The sequence below is a fragment of the Nonomuraea sp. NPDC004580 genome, assembly GCF_040609855.1.
GTDB lineage: Bacteria > Actinomycetota > Actinomycetes > Streptosporangiales > Streptosporangiaceae > Nonomuraea > Nonomuraea salmonea.
This window is the reverse complement of record NZ_JBEXLH010000014.1, coordinates 131,010-145,678: the sequence shown is the minus strand read 5'-3', so window position 1 is coordinate 145,678 and position 14,669 is coordinate 131,010. Positions and strand designations below refer to the sequence as shown.

The following is a 14,669-nucleotide window of genomic DNA, read 5'->3' as shown; positions in this document are numbered from 1 at the left end:
TGAACCGTCATCCGGCGGGGGCGGGCAGCACGACCGCCGCGAGAACCAGCCCCTCGGCCGCCAGCCACCGCCCGGAGAACTCCTGCACCGTCCGCCCTCCGACCTGCGGCCCGTCGACGAGCAGCCGCGCCAGGAACGCTCCCTGCCCGGGAGCCTCGGGAGAGGTGAAGGTGATGTGGGCCTCCTCGAAGCCGAGCCACCGGCCCGTGAGCGGATACCAGGTCTTGTAGACGGCCTCCTTGGCGCAGAACAGCAGCCGCCCCCAGCTCACCACGCCGTCGTCCGCCTGCTTCCTGACGAACGCGGCCTCCTCGGGCAGCGCGACCGTGTCCAGCACCCCGTCGGGCAGCGGCCCGTTGGGCTCGGCGTCGATGCCGACGGACGCCACCGCCGACGAGTCGGCGGCCACCGCACCCCGGTAGCCGTCGCAGTGGGTGATGCTGCCCACGATGCCGTCGGGCCACAGCGGCTCACCCCGCGTCCCGGACAGGATGGGCGCCGGCGGCCGGCCAAGCCGCGCGAGTGCCTGGCGGGCGCAGACGCGGGCCGCGGTGAACTCCCTGCGGCGCTTGGCGACGGCCCGGGCGACCAGCGCCTCTTCCTCAGGGAACAGGCCGCCGTCCGGATAGTCGTCGCCGCGCGACTCGACCGCGACGACCTGCGGGGGAAGGAGGTGGTCGATCACGTGGACACCGGGATCGCGCCGATCATGACCTCATTGTAGGCGAGCGCCGGGCACAGAGATCGGCGTAAGTTGGGTGGGCTTCTGATGATTCGTGCCACCCGCCTGGAGGACGACATGCCCGCCCGCGCCGCCGACCGCGAGCTGTGGATCCGCTCCCTGCGCCCGGCCCCCGGGCACGCGGTCAAGCTGCTGTGCTTCCCGCACGCCGGCGGCTCGGCGAGCTACTACGTCCCGCTGGCGCGCGGCTTGCCGGAGTCCGTCGAGGTGTACGGCGTGCAGTACCCGGGACGGCAGGACCGCTTCGCCGAAACCATGATCGACGACCTCTTCCTGCTGGCCGAGCGCATCCACGAGGCGCTCACCCCGCCGCTGGACGGCCCGGTCGCCTTCTTCGGCCACAGCATGGGGGCGACGGTCGCGTTCGAGCTGATCAGGCTCATGGAACGCAAGGGCCACACTCCGCCCGTACGGCTGTTCGCCTCGGCCAGGCGGGCGCCGTCCCGCTCGCGCGACGACGGCGTGCACCGGCTCGACGACAAGGGATTGGTGGCCGAGGTGAGCGCGCTGAACCCGTCGGCCGCGCACGCCTTCGCGGACGCCGACTTCGTCTCCATCGTGCTGCCGGCACTGCGCAACGACTACCGCGCCGTCGAGCGCTATCGCTGCACCGAGGGCGCGACCGTGAGCTGCCCCATCACCACGTTCCTGGGCACCGAGGACCCGAAGGTGACCGAGTCCGAGGTCCGCGCGTGGGCCGAGCACACCACCGCCGGCCTGGACCTGGAGCGCTTCTCCGGCGGCCACTTCTACGTCGAGGACCACTGGCCGCGGCTGGCCGCCGAGCTGACCCGCCGGCTCACCTGAGCAAGATCGAGTTGCGCCTGATGAAACCGTCAGGGATGCTTGACGACTATGACGTTCAGGTGTGCTGACCTCCCCGACCACGAAGGCTTCGCCGCGCCGGTGCTCCCCGGCGGCGAGCAGGCCCCGACCTCGCCCGTCTTCACCAAGACGTTCGTCGGCTACCGGGCCTCGTGCTCGTGCGGATGGAGCGACCGCCGACAGCTGCCGCCCACGTCCGAGGGCGCCCAGGACGCCGAACACCGGTGGTGGAGCAGGCACGTGCCGCCGCTGCTCGCCGCCGCGCCGCCGAAGGAGCTGGTGATCAAGTCGGACCTGCTGTGCGAGCAGATCGTCCGGCTGGCCGGCGACCGCCCGCTCGCCGCGCTCTCCCTGCTGTCGCAGGTCGAGAGCTGGCAGCGCACGCTGCTCGACCAGGCCGTCGCGGGCGCCAGGGCGGCGGGCGCCTCGTGGGCGGAGGTCGGCGAGGCGATGGGCATCTCCAAGCAGGCCGCCCACGAACGCTTCAGGGCTCACACCGACGCCTGAGCCGAGCCGGCCCGGCGGCTCGCTCGCACCCGCCCCCAAGGCCCGGCCTCGGACCCTGCGCTCAGCCTGGGGACAGGCTTCCGGCCCTGGACCGGCTACCGGTCCCGGGTCAGCTCTCGACCCACTTGTAGCTCTTCGCGAGCGACGACAGCTCCTGCCTGATGGCCACGATCTGGGTGCCCGTCAGCGTCGGGACCGTCGTGATGAGCAGCTCCGTGATCTCCCGCTTGAACTCCGACTCCGACAGCACCTCACACAGGTCGTCGCCCGCGTTGCCCTCATGGGAGGGCACGTAGGAGCTCTCGTAGGAGCTCTCGTAGGAGCTCTCGTAGGAGCTCTCGTGGGAGTGCGAAGGCGAGGCCGCGGCCCGCTGCCCGACGATGCGGACGTCGGACGCCTTCAGCCCCCGGTCGCCGCCCTCAAGCCGGAACTCCACGACCGTGCCGGGCCGCACGGCGTGCTTGTCGTCCAGCAGATCGTTGGCGTGCAGGAAGACGTCGGCGCCGCCGGTGTCCGGCGCGATGAACCCATAACCCCGAACCTGATCGAACCGCAGAACCCTACCCGTTACCACCAGCACCTCACTCGACCAAACCGCGGGCGTTCCACCAGTTGAGCGCCCGTGCGCAGGCTATCGCGCGCCGCGGCGCAGGCACAACGGCCCGCCTCGCGAGCCGGACCACGGCCGCACACCCTCGGCCCGCGGGTCGGTGGGCGGAGGCTCCAGCGTCAGGCGGGCACCGGCTGCGGCGGGGTGTCGCCCACGTAGCGCGCCGCCGGTCGGATGATCTTGCTGTCGGCGGCCTGCTCCAGGATGTTGGCGCACCACCCGACCGTACGGGCGGCCGCGAAGGTCGGCGTGAACATCGAGCGCGGCACCCCGCACAGCTCCATCACCACGCCCGCGTAGAACTCGACGTTGGTGTGCAGGTCGCGGCCCGGCTTCAGCTCGGCCAGGATCTCGATGACCCGCCGCTCCACCTCGTGCGCGAAGTCCACCAGGTCGCCGCCGAAGCCGCGCGCGATGCCCGACAGCATGCGCGAGCGCGGGTCCTCGGTGCGGTAGACGGGGTGGCCGAAGCCCATGATGCGGTCGCCGGCCAGCACGCGCTCGCGGACCCAGGCGTCGATGCGGTCGGGCGTGCCGATCGCGTCGAGGGTGTCCAGGGCGCGGCTCGGGGCGCCGCCGTGCAGCGGCCCCGACAGCGCGCCCAGCGCCCCCACCACGCAGGACGCCAGGTCGGCGCCCGTCGAGGCGATCACCCGCGCGGTGAAGGTGGAGGCGTTGAAGCCGTGGTCGACGGTCGAGATCAGGTACTGCTCGATCGCCCTGGCGTGCGCGGGCTCCGGCTCCTCGCCGGTGAGCATGTAGAGGTAGTTGGCGGCGTACGTCAGGTCGTCGCGCGGCTCGACCGGCTCCAGGCCGAGCGAGAGCCGGTGCAGCGCGGTCAGCAGCGTCGGCGTCAGCGCGCTCACCAGCAGCGCGTCGTCAAGCCGCTGCTCGGTCCCGAGGTCGTAGAGCGGACGCATCCCGAGCGCGGAGCCGGCCGCCGACACCGCGCCGCGCACGGCGTCCAGGGGGCCGCCGCCCGGCGTGGCCAGCGCGGGCAGCAGGGGCCGCAGCGCCTCGGGCACGTGACGCAGCGGCAGCGTGCGCTCGACGAAGCGCCGCCGCTCCTCGGCGGACGGCAGCGCGCCGAGCAGCATCAGATGCCAGACGTCCTCGAACGTGCGCTTCTCCGCGAGTTCGACCGCGGAGTACTGGCGGTAGTGGTAGAAGCCCTCACGGCCGCGGACGTCGCTCAGGCGCGTCTCGGTGACGACGACGCCGCTGAGCCCCCTGGGAACCTCGATGCCGTGTCCATTGCCCGCCGGCGCGGTGGTGCTGATCATGTGGTGAACCTCCTCCGATACCGGCACTCTCCGGCCTGCGCCATGGGCGCGTCAACGTTGATTTTCGTCCACGTGATCGAGGTCACCGCAGGATTTACGGGACTCACCGCACTTGGGCGTGTTGATTTTCATCAACACGTCAAGGTGCTGGCGAGCTGGGAGAACCTCACCCGCCGATGCGTAACGCGGTGGTATAACTACTCACCGTAATCGACCAAGCGTGCCGGTGCGGACACCCCCGGCGCGGTCCCCCCCGGCTCTTCCCCCGAAGGAGCAGCAAGCATGCGCTCGACCCGTGCGTCCCTGGTCGCGGGCGGCACCGCCCTCGCCGCCCTCCTGTCCGCCGCCCAGCCCGCCGCTCGGCCTGCCGTGGCCGCCCCGGTCGGCACCGGCTGCCTCGCGTACGGGCAGGCCGGCAGCTACCTGTCCAGGGAGGGCGGGTTGAAGCTGACCCTCTCGCCCGGCTTCCTCGCCGAACTGCGACGGGCGGGCATCGGGTTCTCCGGGCTCGGCCCGGTCGAGCTGGTGGACGGCGGCAAGGCCCTGTGGACGCCGGTCGGCGAGCGGTACGACACCGTCGCGACGCCCAGCGGCCGGATCTGCCACCCCGGCGGCTTCGCGCTCTCCGACCCCGAGACCAACGTGACGTACGCGATCGACACCTTCCGCATGGTGTTCGCGGCCACCGGCGGCAGCGCGCTCCTCGCCACCCCCGCCGTCAACGGGCGGCCACGGCCGCGCGGCGAGCTGACGCTGGCCGGCTTCAGCCTCCACGAGGCCCTCGCGCCCGGCACGTTCGTCCGGCACGGCGGCGGCGTCGGCCCGCGCAAGGTCGCCCTGACCCTGCACCAGAGCTGGGCCGACGACCTCAACCGCGAGCTCGGCACCCGCCTGCGCGGCGGCGCCCACTGGGCCGACCTCGCCATCGCCTGGCAGGGCACGCCCAGCAGGCCCGTCCCCGCAGGGACGTCGCCCGGCCTGCGCGGCATCGAGCTCGTCAACGCCGCCATCCGCCGCACGCCCTGACCTGCCCGTCCCGCTCATCCCCACCACGAGGACACCCCGATCAGATGAAACGCGTACGGCTCGTGCTGCCCCTGCTGGGATGCGTGCTGGTGGCCTGTGCCCTGATGGCCATGTACGCCCCCACCGGGCTCCTGCGCCAGGAGGAGCCGCCGCCGGGCCCCGTGGGCTGGACGCCGCACGACCTGCCGGACGGCATCGAGGCCGTCCAGCGCCGCCTGAGCCGCCACCCCGGCGACGCGGCGGGCTGGGCGAACCTCGGCCACCTGTACCTCCGGCAGGCACTCCGCACCGCCGAGACCTCCTTCCACGCCAAGGCCGAGGCGGCTTTGGAACGCTCCCTGCGGCTCGGCGGGCCCCCCGTCGAGGCCCTCATCGGCATGGGCGAGCTGGCCAACGCCCGGCACGACCACGCGGGCGCGGTCCGCTGGGCCGCCCGTGCCCGCACCGCCGCCCCGAACAGCTGGGCGCTCTACGGCGTGCTCACCGACGCCTACCTGGCGCTGGGCCGCTACGACCAGGCCGAGCGGGCGCTGCGCCGCATGCTCGACGGCCGCCCCGACCTCGCCTCCTTCACCAGGGCCGCCCGCGTCGAACACCTCCACGGCCGCGTCGGGCCGGCCCGCGAGCTGCTGCGCCGCGCCTGCCAGGTCGCCGGCGACCCCGCAGAGTACGCCTTCTGCCAGTGGCGGCTCGGCGATCTCGCCTGGGACGAGGGCGACCCTTCCGCGGCGCGGGCGGCGTACACGCAGGCACTCGCCGCCGACCCCGGTCACGTGCCCGCCCGCGCGGGCAAGGCGCGTACGGAGGCCGCGCTCGGCAACCCCGACCAGGCCAGGCGCGACTACGCCACCGCCGTCGCCCGCTCGCCCGCCTACGCCGTCGAGTACGGCGAGCTGCTCGACCACCTCGGCCAGCGCGAAGAGGCCAGGCGGCAGTACGCCGCGTTCGTGGCCCACCACAAGGTGCTGGCCGCCAACGGTGACACCGACCATTACGCCATCGGGGTGTTCCAGGCCGACCACGGTGACGCGCGCGCCGCCGTACGGCATCTGCGGCTCGAATGGGCGCGGCGGCAGGCCGTCGAGGTCGCCGACGCGCTGGCCTGGGCGCTCCACCGGGCCGGCCGGTCCGCCGAGGCCGCCAGGTACGCCGCCCGCGCCGCCACGCTCGGCGGGCGCAGCGCGCTGTTCTCCTACCACCGGGGCGAGATCGAGTACGCCCGCGGCCGCCTCGCCTGGGCGCGTACCCACCTGACGCGCGCCCTGTCCATCAACCCGAACTTCTCGCCGGGTGGCGCGGTGCGCGCCCGCGCCCTGCTGGCCCAGACCGCGTGACCGCTTTCCCTCCTGGAATGCGGAGTAAACCTCTTAAATTCCGCACAAGCCACGATAAATGGACGACACTCACAATGCGTCAATGCCGAGGGGGTGTGCTAGCCTGATGGCGTTGCAGTTGTGGTTCCCATAAAAGACTTTGTGTGCGCCCGGCAGATTGTAATCTTCGGGCGCATTTTTTGTTCGCCGGTCATTTCCGGATGGGCACATCGTGGCGACACGGATTCCGCAAGGTGCGGATTCCGTCAGATCTGCGCATATCTAAGGAGATCGACATGGCGACTGGCACCGTGAAGTGGTTCAACTCGGAAAAGGGCTTCGGCTTCATCGCCCAGGACGGCGGCGGCGCCGACGTCTTCGCCCACTACTCCAACATCGTCGCCAACGGCGGCTACCGCGAGCTGACGGAGGGCCAGAAGGTCTCCTTCGACGTCGTGCAGGGCCAGAAGGGCCCCCAGGCGGAGAACATCGTCGCCGCCTGACCGCGTTCCCTGAGCCCGGGCACCTCACCGTGCCCGGGCTCTCGCGTGCCCGCCGATCAGTTCTCGCTCCGCGGACGGTCCAACCTTTCGAAGCCCGTTTTCCTGCGCGAGGAGAGAACCCACCGTGATGAGCGAGGAGAAGATGACCCCCGCCGACCTGCCGTCCGGCCGTTCACCCGCCCTCGACCGCCTCGACGTGCTGGTGGGGGAGTGGGAGACGGCCGCCGTCTTCGACGCCGGCTTCTTCGGCCCCGGCAGCCCCGAGGTCGTCGGCCACGGCCGCACCACGTTCGCCTGGCTGAAGGGACGGCGGGTGCTCGCCCAGACCTTTACCAACGACCACCCCGACGCCCCCGACGGCATCTGCGCCATCGGGCTGAGCGACCAGCCCGAGGTGTTCGTCCAGCACTACCACGACTCGCGCGGCGAAACCCGCGACTACCTGATGACCCTCGACAACGGCGAGCTGCGCTTCTGGCGCGCGGACCCGGCCTTCGCCCAGCGCTACCGCGGCACGGTCACGGCCGACGGCAAGACGATCGAGGGCGCCTGGGAGGTCTCGGAGGACGGCCACACGTGGCGCCACGACTTCAAGCTCATCTACACCAGGGCCGGCTGACGAGATTCTCGCAGGCGAAAGGGCCGCTCCCGGGGGAGCGGCCCCGGGCGCCCGGGGGTCAGGCTCTTCTTCGTGACCACCAGGTGAGGCCCCACAGGAGCAGGCCGACCGCCAGCAGGACGCCCGCGATCTCGTACTGGCCCGCCGGGCGGCCGGAGGACCAGGGGAGTACCAGGTAGAGGCAGGTGGCCGTGCCCACCACAGGCAGGACCCGGCCCGCCTTGAAGTGCTCGACTCCGGTGTCCTCCCGGCGCAGCACCAGGACGGAGACGTTGACCAGCGCGAACACCGCGAGCAGCAGCAGCGACGTGGTGCCGCCGAGCAGCGCGACGACCGGGCTGTCGGGCACCAGCGAGACGTAGGCGATGAGCAGCAGCGCGATGCCGGTGGTGAACACGATGGACGTGTGCGGGGTGCGCCGCGTCGGGTGCACCCTGGCGAGGAACGGCGGCAGCACGCCCTGCTTGCTCATCCCGTACAGCAGGCGGCTGGCCATCAGCATGTTGATCAGCGCCGAGTTGGCGACGGCGAACATCGAGATGAACGGCAGCAGCTCGCCGATCGGCACCCCCGGCGCCGCCGTCTCCACCACCGTCACCAGCGGCGTCTCGCTCTCCGCCAGCGTGCCGACCGGCACCACCGCGACCGCGCAGATGGACACCAGGACGTAGATCAGCCCGGTGATGCCGATGCCGGTGAACATCATCCGCGGGAAGATCTTGACCGGGTTCTTCGTCTCCTCGGCCATGTTGACGGAGTCCTCGAAGCCGACCATGGCGAAGAAGGCCAGCGACGTGGCCGCGCTGACCGCGAGGAACACGCTCTTGTCCTCGGGCGTCTCGAACGCCACCACCCGGGAGAAGTCGGCCTGCCCGCCGGTGATGAAGTAGAGGCTCAGCACGATGACGAGCAGCAGGCCGGACAGCTCGATCGCGGTGAGCACCACGTTGACCTTGACGCTCTCGCCCACGCCGCGCAGGTTGACGGCCAGCACCAGCAGCATGAATGCCATCGCTATCAGCAGGATGACGGTGTTGCCGGCCTCGAAGCCGAAGCCGGTGGCGAGGTTCGCGGCGAAGGCCCGCGAGGCCGCCGACGCCGAGGTGATGCCGGAGCACATCACCGCGAAGCACACCAGGAAGGTCAGCAGGTGTTTGCCGAACGCCTTGTGGACGTAGAGCGCAGCGCCCGCCGCCTCCGGATATTTCGTGACCAGCTCCAGGTAGGAGCACGCCGTGATCAGCGCGACGATGAACGCGATGGCGAACGGCAGCCACGCGGCGCCGCCCACCTCGCCGGCCACCTGGCCGGTCAGGGCGTAGATGCCGGTGCCGAGGATGTCGCCGACGATGAAGAGCAGCAGGAGGCCCGGGCCCATCACCCGTTTGAGCGCGGGCTGGCCGTCGCTGCCCGTTTCCGCAGGGCCGGGGGGACTGATCTGTGACATAAGGGTCCTTGTCGTGCGTCAGCTGTACGGCTGCTGGGGGAGGGGAACACGTCCCGCGCGCGGGAACCTCGTGAGACGGGGGACCACGGCGCCGACGGGAGACTGCTCAGGCCGGACCGGCCGCGTGATCACGACAGTCATCCTGACACTTTACGGCTCCGGTGGTCATCCGTGAATACGTCGTCACGCAGAGTCGGCGCGTGCTTCGGTTAGCGCAGGTCACGGGCGGGTAGCGGCCCTCCGCGAGCATGAAAGCGAGCATGATGCCGGGTGCGAACTGGGGGAGTCATGAGCACCTATCGCGACGTAAGCGCGGGGGACGGCCGGTCACGCCTTCCGATCGTCCTCAAGTCGGCCGGGGCGGGGGCCTGTGCGGGGGCCGCGGCCGTGTACCTGCTGGATCCCGCGCGCGGGCGGGCCCGCCGGGCGCGCGTACGCGACCAGGCCGCGCACGCCACGCACGAGGTGCGGGACGGGGCCGGAGTGCTCAGCCGCGACCTGGGCAACCGCGGGCGTGGCGCGGGCGCCGCGCTGCGCTACCAGGTCAGCGGCCGCTCCGCCGACGACCGGGTGCTGACCGAGCGGGTACGCGCCGAGCTGGGCCGCCACGTCAGCCATCCGCACGCCGTCCACGTCACGGTCGAGGACCACGTCGTGACGCTGGACGGCGACCTGCTGGCCGGCGAGGAGGAGCGGGCCAGGAAGGCCGTGCGCCGCATTCCCGGCGTCAAGTCGGTCGTGACCCGCTGGACCCCGCACCTCGACCCGACCGGCGTGCCCACGTTGCAGGGGCCGGGCCGGCCCCGCGAGCCCGTGCCCGAGCTGCTGCAGCAGCGCTGGTCACCGACCGCCAGGTTCATGGCGGGGGTGGCGGCCGCGTACGCGCTGACCGCCGCCCGCCGCCTGCCGGGACCGCTCTCCTGGGTCGTCCGCACGGCGGGTGTCGCCGTGGCCGCCCGCGCGCTGACCAACCTGCCGCTGCGCAGGCTCACCGGCATCAACGCCGGCCGGAGCGCCGTGGACGTGGCCGAGGCGGTCGAGGTCGCCGCCCCGCCCGAGGCCATCTGGGAGCTGGTGAGCGACTATTCGGTCTTCGCCCGGGTCATGCCCGACGTGTACGAGGTGCGCCGCTCGCCCGACGGTGAGCTGTCGCACTGGATGATCAAGGGTCCCGCCGGGGTGCCGATCCGCTTCGACGCCACCGAGACCAAGCGCGACGAGGGCAAGGAGATCGCCTGGAAGTCCACCGAGGGGCAGCTCATCGCGCACACCGGGTCGCTGCGGCTGGTGAACAGGGGGCGGGGCAGGACCCGCGTGCAGGTGCGGCTGACGTACAACCCGGTGGTGGGGGCCGCCGGGCACGCGATCGCCAGGCTCCTCGGCGCGGACCCCGGCCACAAGCTGCGCCAGGACCTCGCGCGGCTGAAGCAGCACGTCGAAGACGAGCACCGGCGGCGCAGCGCCCGCAGGGAGGGCCCCGTCACCGTCGGCGCCTGACGGGGACGGTGACGGGGCGGCCGCCGCACGCCCCCGGCCGCGGAAGGCCGGGGGCGGGGGTCAGGCGGGTTGCGGGGTGCGGGCGGCCATGCGGCGCTCGAACCAGAGCGAGGTGAACGGCGGCACCGCGCACGCCAGCCCGAGCACGATCGCGCCGCGGCTCCAGCCCGCCTCCCGCGCCGAGAGCAGCACGCCGAGCCCGTAGAGCACGAACAGGGCGCCGTGGATCGGCCCGAACACCTTGACGCCGAGCTCACCGGTCTCGGTCACGTACTTGAAGAACATTCCGACCAGCAGGCCCGCCCACGAGCACGCCTCGGCCACCGCCGCGATCCGGAACCAGCGCAGCACTTTCGCCCCTTTCCTAGGTCCGCGTCACTCTACAGCCTGTAGAGCAAGGCCGGATCAGCGGCCGTGGCGGCGCTGGACGTAGAGGCGGTTCCCGCGCGGCCCCGTCCACTCCAGCCGCACCACGCCGGCCACGGCCGCGTCACCGACGCGGGACGGGTCGGCCCAGTAGCCGACGTTCGGGTTGCGGAAGAACGTGGCCCACAACCGTCCGGCGTGGTCGCGGAAGACGTTGTTGTGCCCGGCGCCGACGCCCAGCGTCCACCGCTTGGAGTACGGGCCCTCGAACCGGTCGGCGACGGCGACCACCGCGTCGTACTGGTACTGCGTCCGCCCGGCGCCGCCCGGGTCGTAGGCGTAACGGGTGCTGCCGTCGGGGTTGGTCGAGGTGCGGTCCCAGGCGGCGTGCAGGAGGTAGTACTTGCCCTCGTGCTTGAAGACGTACGCGCCTTCGAGGTAAGGCTCCGGCGCGTACGGCTGCTGCTGGAACGCGGGCAGCCCCGTGGCCGGGACGATGTCCTCCATGTCGTCGCGGAACTTGGCGTACAGGTGGTTGTGCAGCACCAGCCACGCCTCGCCGCCCTCGCTGTAGAGGCTGCCGTCGATGTGGTGGTACGCGCCCGGCTCGATGAACGCAGGGCCGCCGATGAAGGACTCGCCGAACGGCTTGTCCAGGTTGCCCTCCGCGAGCCGGTAGGGCCCCTCGACCCCGCCCTCGCTCACCAGCAGGAACGAGCCCACCTTCTGGGAGTGGTCGCCCATGCAGGCCACGATGTACCACTTGCCGCGGAAGTAGTGCACCTCCGGCGCCCACGCCTGGCCGCGCTTGCCGAACCTGTCGTCGGTCCAGTACTCCTGCCACGGCGCCACCACCGTGCGCCCTTCCCGGTTCTCGCCGGCGAACTCGGGCGACCACACCTTCCCCTTCTCCGCGTCCGGCCTGATGCGGGTGGTGTCCGCCAGCCGCCACGGGCCCTTCAGCGACGGCGCGGTCCACACGAAGATGCCGTCGTTCCAGGGGCCCGCCGCCTGCAGGCCGGGCGCCCGCGTGGTGCCCGTCGCGACATAGAGCGGGCGGCCTCGCACGATGAAGCAGTTGACGTACGTGTCGCGCATCCACACCCGGCCCAGTTCCCTGTCGCGGGGGCGCAGTTCGAGCGGCAGGACGAACGAGTTGTCGTCCCTGGGCCACAGGTCGGGCCTGGTGTCCGCGATGCCGTACGGCTCCTGCTCCGGCCAGTTCGCGGGATGGCGTCCCGGCGCCGCCTGAGCCGCCGTCGCCGGCAGCGCCGCCGCCCCGGCCAGACCTGCCACGCCGGCCAGCAAGGCCCTCCGGCCGACCTGCGCGCCGTTGTCGGAACCAGTCATCAGTACGTCCTCCCACTGCGGTGATCGCCGCGGCTCGCCGCGACCTGCCGGAGAGTCTGCCGAAGTCGCGCAAATTTCGTCAATAACCCGGAAGAAATACGCCGGGAGGTTCCGGCTGCCGGGAAACCCCGTACCCGACGGGGGATCCAGCGCAGAGAAGTGCTGCGGCGGGAAACCTTGCGGGCCCGCCCAGGCGTTGGAAGGGTGAACAACGCGTGGCGAAAGGCGGAGATGCGGGACAATGTCCCGTCCGGTACGGACGACCAGCGGCCAACGGGGGAACACGGAGGATGACGTCGAGGATGAGCACGCAGGCGCAGGAACAACTCGGTCCCTACCGGGTGCTCAGGAAGATCGGCGAGGGCGGCATGGGGGTCGCCCACCTCGGTCTCGACGAGGCGGGACGGCACGTCGCGATCAAGGTGCTGCACCCGCACGTGGCCGCCGACCTCAAGGCGCGCGACCGCCTCTTCCGCGAGGTCGAGACCATGCGGCGGGTACGCAGCCGCTTCGTCGCCGAGGTGCTCGACGCCGAGCTGGCCGGGGGCCGGCCCTACGTCGTGACCCGCTTCGCCGACGGCCGCACGCTTGAGGACACCGTGCTGACCGGCGGCCCGCTGGGCCCGCACGACGTCGTCAGGCTCGCCCAGGGGCTGTGCCAGGCGCTGGTCGACATCCACGCGGCCGGGGTGATCCACCGCGACCTCAAGCCGTCCAACGTCATGATGGTCGACGGCGCGCCGCTGGTCATCGACTTCGGCATCGCGCACCTGGTCGACGCGGCCAGGCTGACGCAGACGGGGATGTTCGTCGGCACGCCCGGCTACCTCGCGCCCGAGATCATCCGCGAGTCGCTGGTCACCCAGGCGGCCGACGTGCACGCGCTCGCCTCAACGGTGTTCTTCGCCGCCACGGGGATGCCGCCGTTCGGCACGGGAACGTTCGAGTCCGTCTGCTTCAACACGATGGAGGGCCGCTGGCAGGCCGAGCACGCCCCGGCGTGGCTGCGCGGCTGGCTGACCAGGGCGCTGACCCTCGACCCCACCGACCGGCCCACCGCGCGCGAGCTGGCCCGCATGGCCGCCGAGCTCGACCCCGACGGCGGGAGCTCCCGCCCCGCCTCGCGGGCCGATCGTACGCTCACCATGGACGCGGTCTCCGACCTGCTGCCGCCCGTCGCGTACGCCACGAGCGTCCACGAGCAGCGGCACCCCGCGACCACCGCGGCGGAGACCGTGCAGGACCCCCTGCCCGAGCCGCCGCGCCCCGCGCCGCCCGCCGAGCCGTTCGACCTGCGCAGGTTCATGAAGAGCAGCGGCTTCTCCGGCGTGCTCGTGCTGGTCATGCTGGCGGCGTTCACCGTGCTCGAGCCGGTCGCGGTCGGCCTGATCGCGGCCGGGCTGTCGCTGGCGCTGCGGGTCGCCGGCCACTTCCTCGACGAGGAGCGCGAAGACGTCTCCAGGGCCGCGCTCGTGGCGGTCGGCCACCTGCTCCTGTCGCTGGCGTTCGGCCTCGTCGCCGGCACGCTCCTGAACATGACCGGCCTGCTGAGCGCCGGTCACGCCGAGTCGCTGGCGGCGGGGGTCTTCACGATCGGCCTGTTCGCGCTGCCCGGCGCCGGCCGGGTGCGCCGCGTCGCCTCCGGCGCCCTCGCCCGCGTGCTGCCCGGCAGCAGCGCGGTCGTGGTCAACACCGCGATCCTCGGCCCGATCGCGCTGATCACGGTGATCGTCGCCCTGACCCAGGGCCTGTAGGAGCTCATGAGGGCACGCGGCGCACCGGCGCCGCCCAGCCCCTCACCTGGCCGCGCGAGGCGGCGAGGTGCAGCCGTCCGCGGCTCGCCTGCCACGAGGCGACCATCACGAACGTGACGCTGACCAGCAGCGCCCACGCCCCGAACTTCGCCGGGTGCACGAGATGCCAGGTCTCCTGCTGGTACGGGTACTGCCAGGCGCCCAGGAAGGTGGCGATGTTCTCGGCGACCCACAGGAAGAAGCCGATGAGGGCCAGGGCCAGCGCCAGCGGCATCTGGTAGCGCCGTACGCCCACCGTGAAGTGCACCACCGTGCCCCACGTGACGACCAGCAGCGCGGCGGCCAGCGGGAGCCGCAGGTCGATCCAGTAGTGCTGGCTGACGAAGTTGACGTAGACGGCCAGCGCGACGAGGGTCGTCGGCACCGTGCGGTAGTTCGCCAGCCGCAGCTCGAAGATCCGCCACGCCGAGCAGACGTAGCTGCCCACGGCCGCGTAGAGGAACCCGCTGTAGAGCGGCACCCCGCCGATCTTGGTGTAGGCGTCCTCGGGATAGGCCCACGAGCCGAGCCTCACCTTGATCAGCTCGAAGGCCAGCCCCACCAGGTGGAACGCGGCGATGACGGCGGTCTCCGCGCCGGTCTCCCAGCGGGTCAGGCGCAGCAGCGCGGTCACCGCGACGGCGTACAGCAGCAGCGCGTCGTAACGCGGGATCGGCAGCGGCAGCACCGACGAGGCGGCGAGGCCGGCGAACATGGCGAGCGCGAACGTGCACGACCGCGCCTCCGCCCAGGCGAAGCGGAGCAGCTGGGTGGCGAAGAGTCTCACG

General features: G+C 72.0%; 15 protein-coding genes. 8 read left to right on the top strand and 7 right to left on the bottom strand.

Translation table 11 applies throughout. The features are described from left to right. Positions 1 to 7: 7 nt before the first annotated feature. Positions 8 to 685, bottom strand: coding sequence for a 4'-phosphopantetheinyl transferase superfamily protein (locus ABZW11_RS17795; RefSeq protein ID WP_355418228.1), 678 nt, complete (start codon positions 683 to 685; stop codon positions 8 to 10). Between the two features lie 84 nt (positions 686 to 769). On the opposite strand from ABZW11_RS17795, the gene ABZW11_RS17790 reads away from it, so the two are divergent. Further along, the gene (locus tag ABZW11_RS17790) at positions 770 to 1,549 is read left to right on the top strand and encodes an alpha/beta fold hydrolase (RefSeq protein WP_355418226.1); all 780 of its coding nucleotides are present in this window, start codon (positions 770 to 772) and stop codon (positions 1,547 to 1,549) included. Between the two features lie 48 nt (positions 1,550 to 1,597). Continuing rightward, on the top strand, positions 1,598 to 2,074 hold the full coding sequence (locus ABZW11_RS17785) for a hypothetical protein (protein ID WP_355418224.1): 477 nt from the start codon (positions 1,598 to 1,600) through the stop codon (positions 2,072 to 2,074). 109 nt (positions 2,075 to 2,183) lie between these two features. On the opposite strand, the gene ABZW11_RS17780 is transcribed toward ABZW11_RS17785, so the two are convergent. Together ABZW11_RS17780 and ABZW11_RS17775 are read right to left on the bottom strand one after the other, a co-directional pair. Then, positions 2,184 to 2,648, bottom strand: coding sequence for a cold shock domain-containing protein (locus ABZW11_RS17780; RefSeq protein ID WP_355418222.1), 465 nt, complete (start codon positions 2,646 to 2,648; stop codon positions 2,184 to 2,186). A gap of 155 nt (positions 2,649 to 2,803) precedes the next feature. Continuing rightward, positions 2,804 to 3,967, bottom strand: coding sequence for a citrate synthase/methylcitrate synthase (locus ABZW11_RS17775; protein ID WP_355418220.1), 1,164 nt, complete (start codon positions 3,965 to 3,967; stop codon positions 2,804 to 2,806). A 282-nt stretch (positions 3,968 to 4,249) separates the two neighbouring features. On the opposite strand from ABZW11_RS17775, the gene ABZW11_RS17770 reads away from it, so the two are divergent. From ABZW11_RS17770 to ABZW11_RS17755, 4 genes are all read left to right on the top strand, one after another. Then, positions 4,250 to 4,993, top strand: coding sequence for a hypothetical protein (locus ABZW11_RS17770; protein WP_355418218.1), 744 nt, complete (start codon positions 4,250 to 4,252; stop codon positions 4,991 to 4,993). A gap of 44 nt (positions 4,994 to 5,037) precedes the next feature. Continuing rightward, the gene (locus tag ABZW11_RS17765) at positions 5,038 to 6,327 is read left to right on the top strand and encodes a tetratricopeptide repeat protein (RefSeq protein WP_355418216.1); all 1,290 of its coding nucleotides are present in this window, start codon (positions 5,038 to 5,040) and stop codon (positions 6,325 to 6,327) included. Positions 6,328 to 6,602: 275 nt separating this feature from the next. Further along, positions 6,603 to 6,809 (top strand): cold-shock protein, encoded by a 207-nt coding sequence (locus ABZW11_RS17760; protein ID WP_139637865.1) that lies wholly within the window; start codon positions 6,603 to 6,605, stop codon positions 6,807 to 6,809. A 127-nt stretch (positions 6,810 to 6,936) separates the two neighbouring features. After that, positions 6,937 to 7,428, top strand: a complete 492-nt coding sequence (locus ABZW11_RS17755; RefSeq protein ID WP_355418213.1) for a hypothetical protein — start codon at positions 6,937 to 6,939, stop codon at positions 7,426 to 7,428. A 58-nt stretch (positions 7,429 to 7,486) separates the two neighbouring features. Here the strand turns inward: ABZW11_RS17755 and ABZW11_RS17750 are convergent, their stop codons facing one another. Further along, complete coding sequence (locus tag ABZW11_RS17750; protein ID WP_355418210.1) at positions 7,487 to 8,875, bottom strand: APC family permease; 1,389 nt, start codon at positions 8,873 to 8,875, stop codon at positions 7,487 to 7,489. A gap of 288 nt (positions 8,876 to 9,163) precedes the next feature. On the opposite strand from ABZW11_RS17750, the gene ABZW11_RS17745 reads away from it, so the two are divergent. Beyond that, positions 9,164 to 10,372 (top strand): SRPBCC family protein, encoded by a 1,209-nt coding sequence (locus ABZW11_RS17745; protein WP_355418207.1) that lies wholly within the window; start codon positions 9,164 to 9,166, stop codon positions 10,370 to 10,372. A 60-nt stretch (positions 10,373 to 10,432) separates the two neighbouring features. Here ABZW11_RS17745 and ABZW11_RS17740 read toward each other — a convergent pair whose 3' ends face one another. Beyond that, on the bottom strand, positions 10,433 to 10,723 hold the full coding sequence (locus tag ABZW11_RS17740) for a DUF3817 domain-containing protein (protein ID WP_345400348.1): 291 nt from the start codon (positions 10,721 to 10,723) through the stop codon (positions 10,433 to 10,435). A gap of 54 nt (positions 10,724 to 10,777) precedes the next feature. Beyond that, positions 10,778 to 12,088, bottom strand: a complete 1,311-nt coding sequence (locus ABZW11_RS17735) for a family 43 glycosylhydrolase (protein WP_355418203.1) — start codon at positions 12,086 to 12,088, stop codon at positions 10,778 to 10,780. Between the two features lie 302 nt (positions 12,089 to 12,390). On the opposite strand from ABZW11_RS17735, the gene ABZW11_RS17730 reads away from it, so the two are divergent. Continuing rightward, positions 12,391 to 13,842, top strand: a complete 1,452-nt coding sequence (locus tag ABZW11_RS17730; RefSeq protein ID WP_355418200.1) for a serine/threonine-protein kinase — start codon at positions 12,391 to 12,393, stop codon at positions 13,840 to 13,842. A 4-nt stretch (positions 13,843 to 13,846) separates the two neighbouring features. On the opposite strand, the gene ABZW11_RS17725 is transcribed toward ABZW11_RS17730, so the two are convergent. After that, entirely contained in the window at positions 13,847 to 14,668 is an 822-nt protein-coding gene (locus tag ABZW11_RS17725) for a DUF817 domain-containing protein (protein WP_355418197.1), read from the bottom strand. Between the last annotated feature and the right edge of the window lies 1 nt (position 14,669).

Excerpts from the sequence above, each read along its gene's own strand:
- ABZW11_RS17790 (WP_355418226.1), top strand. The coding sequence starts at position 770 with ATGATTCGTGCCACCCGCCTGGAGGACGACATGCCCGCCCGCGCCGCC.
- ABZW11_RS17785 (WP_355418224.1), top strand. The coding sequence starts at position 1,598 with ATGACGTTCAGGTGTGCTGACCTCCCCGACCACGAAGGCTTCGCCGCG.
- ABZW11_RS17775 (WP_355418220.1), bottom strand. The coding sequence starts at position 3,967 with ATGATCAGCACCACCGCGCCGGCGGGCAATGGACACGGCATCGAGGTT.
- ABZW11_RS17770 (WP_355418218.1), top strand. The coding sequence starts at position 4,250 with ATGCGCTCGACCCGTGCGTCCCTGGTCGCGGGCGGCACCGCCCTCGCC.
- ABZW11_RS17765 (WP_355418216.1), top strand. The coding sequence starts at position 5,038 with ATGAAACGCGTACGGCTCGTGCTGCCCCTGCTGGGATGCGTGCTGGTG.
- ABZW11_RS17760 (WP_139637865.1), top strand. The coding sequence starts at position 6,603 with ATGGCGACTGGCACCGTGAAGTGGTTCAACTCGGAAAAGGGCTTCGGC.
- ABZW11_RS17755 (WP_355418213.1), top strand. The coding sequence starts at position 6,937 with ATGAGCGAGGAGAAGATGACCCCCGCCGACCTGCCGTCCGGCCGTTCA.
- ABZW11_RS17750 (WP_355418210.1), bottom strand. The coding sequence starts at position 8,875 with ATGTCACAGATCAGTCCCCCCGGCCCTGCGGAAACGGGCAGCGACGGC.
- ABZW11_RS17745 (WP_355418207.1), top strand. The coding sequence starts at position 9,164 with ATGAGCACCTATCGCGACGTAAGCGCGGGGGACGGCCGGTCACGCCTT.
- ABZW11_RS17735 (WP_355418203.1), bottom strand. The coding sequence starts at position 12,088 with ATGACTGGTTCCGACAACGGCGCGCAGGTCGGCCGGAGGGCCTTGCTG.
- ABZW11_RS17730 (WP_355418200.1), top strand. The coding sequence starts at position 12,391 with ATGAGCACGCAGGCGCAGGAACAACTCGGTCCCTACCGGGTGCTCAGG.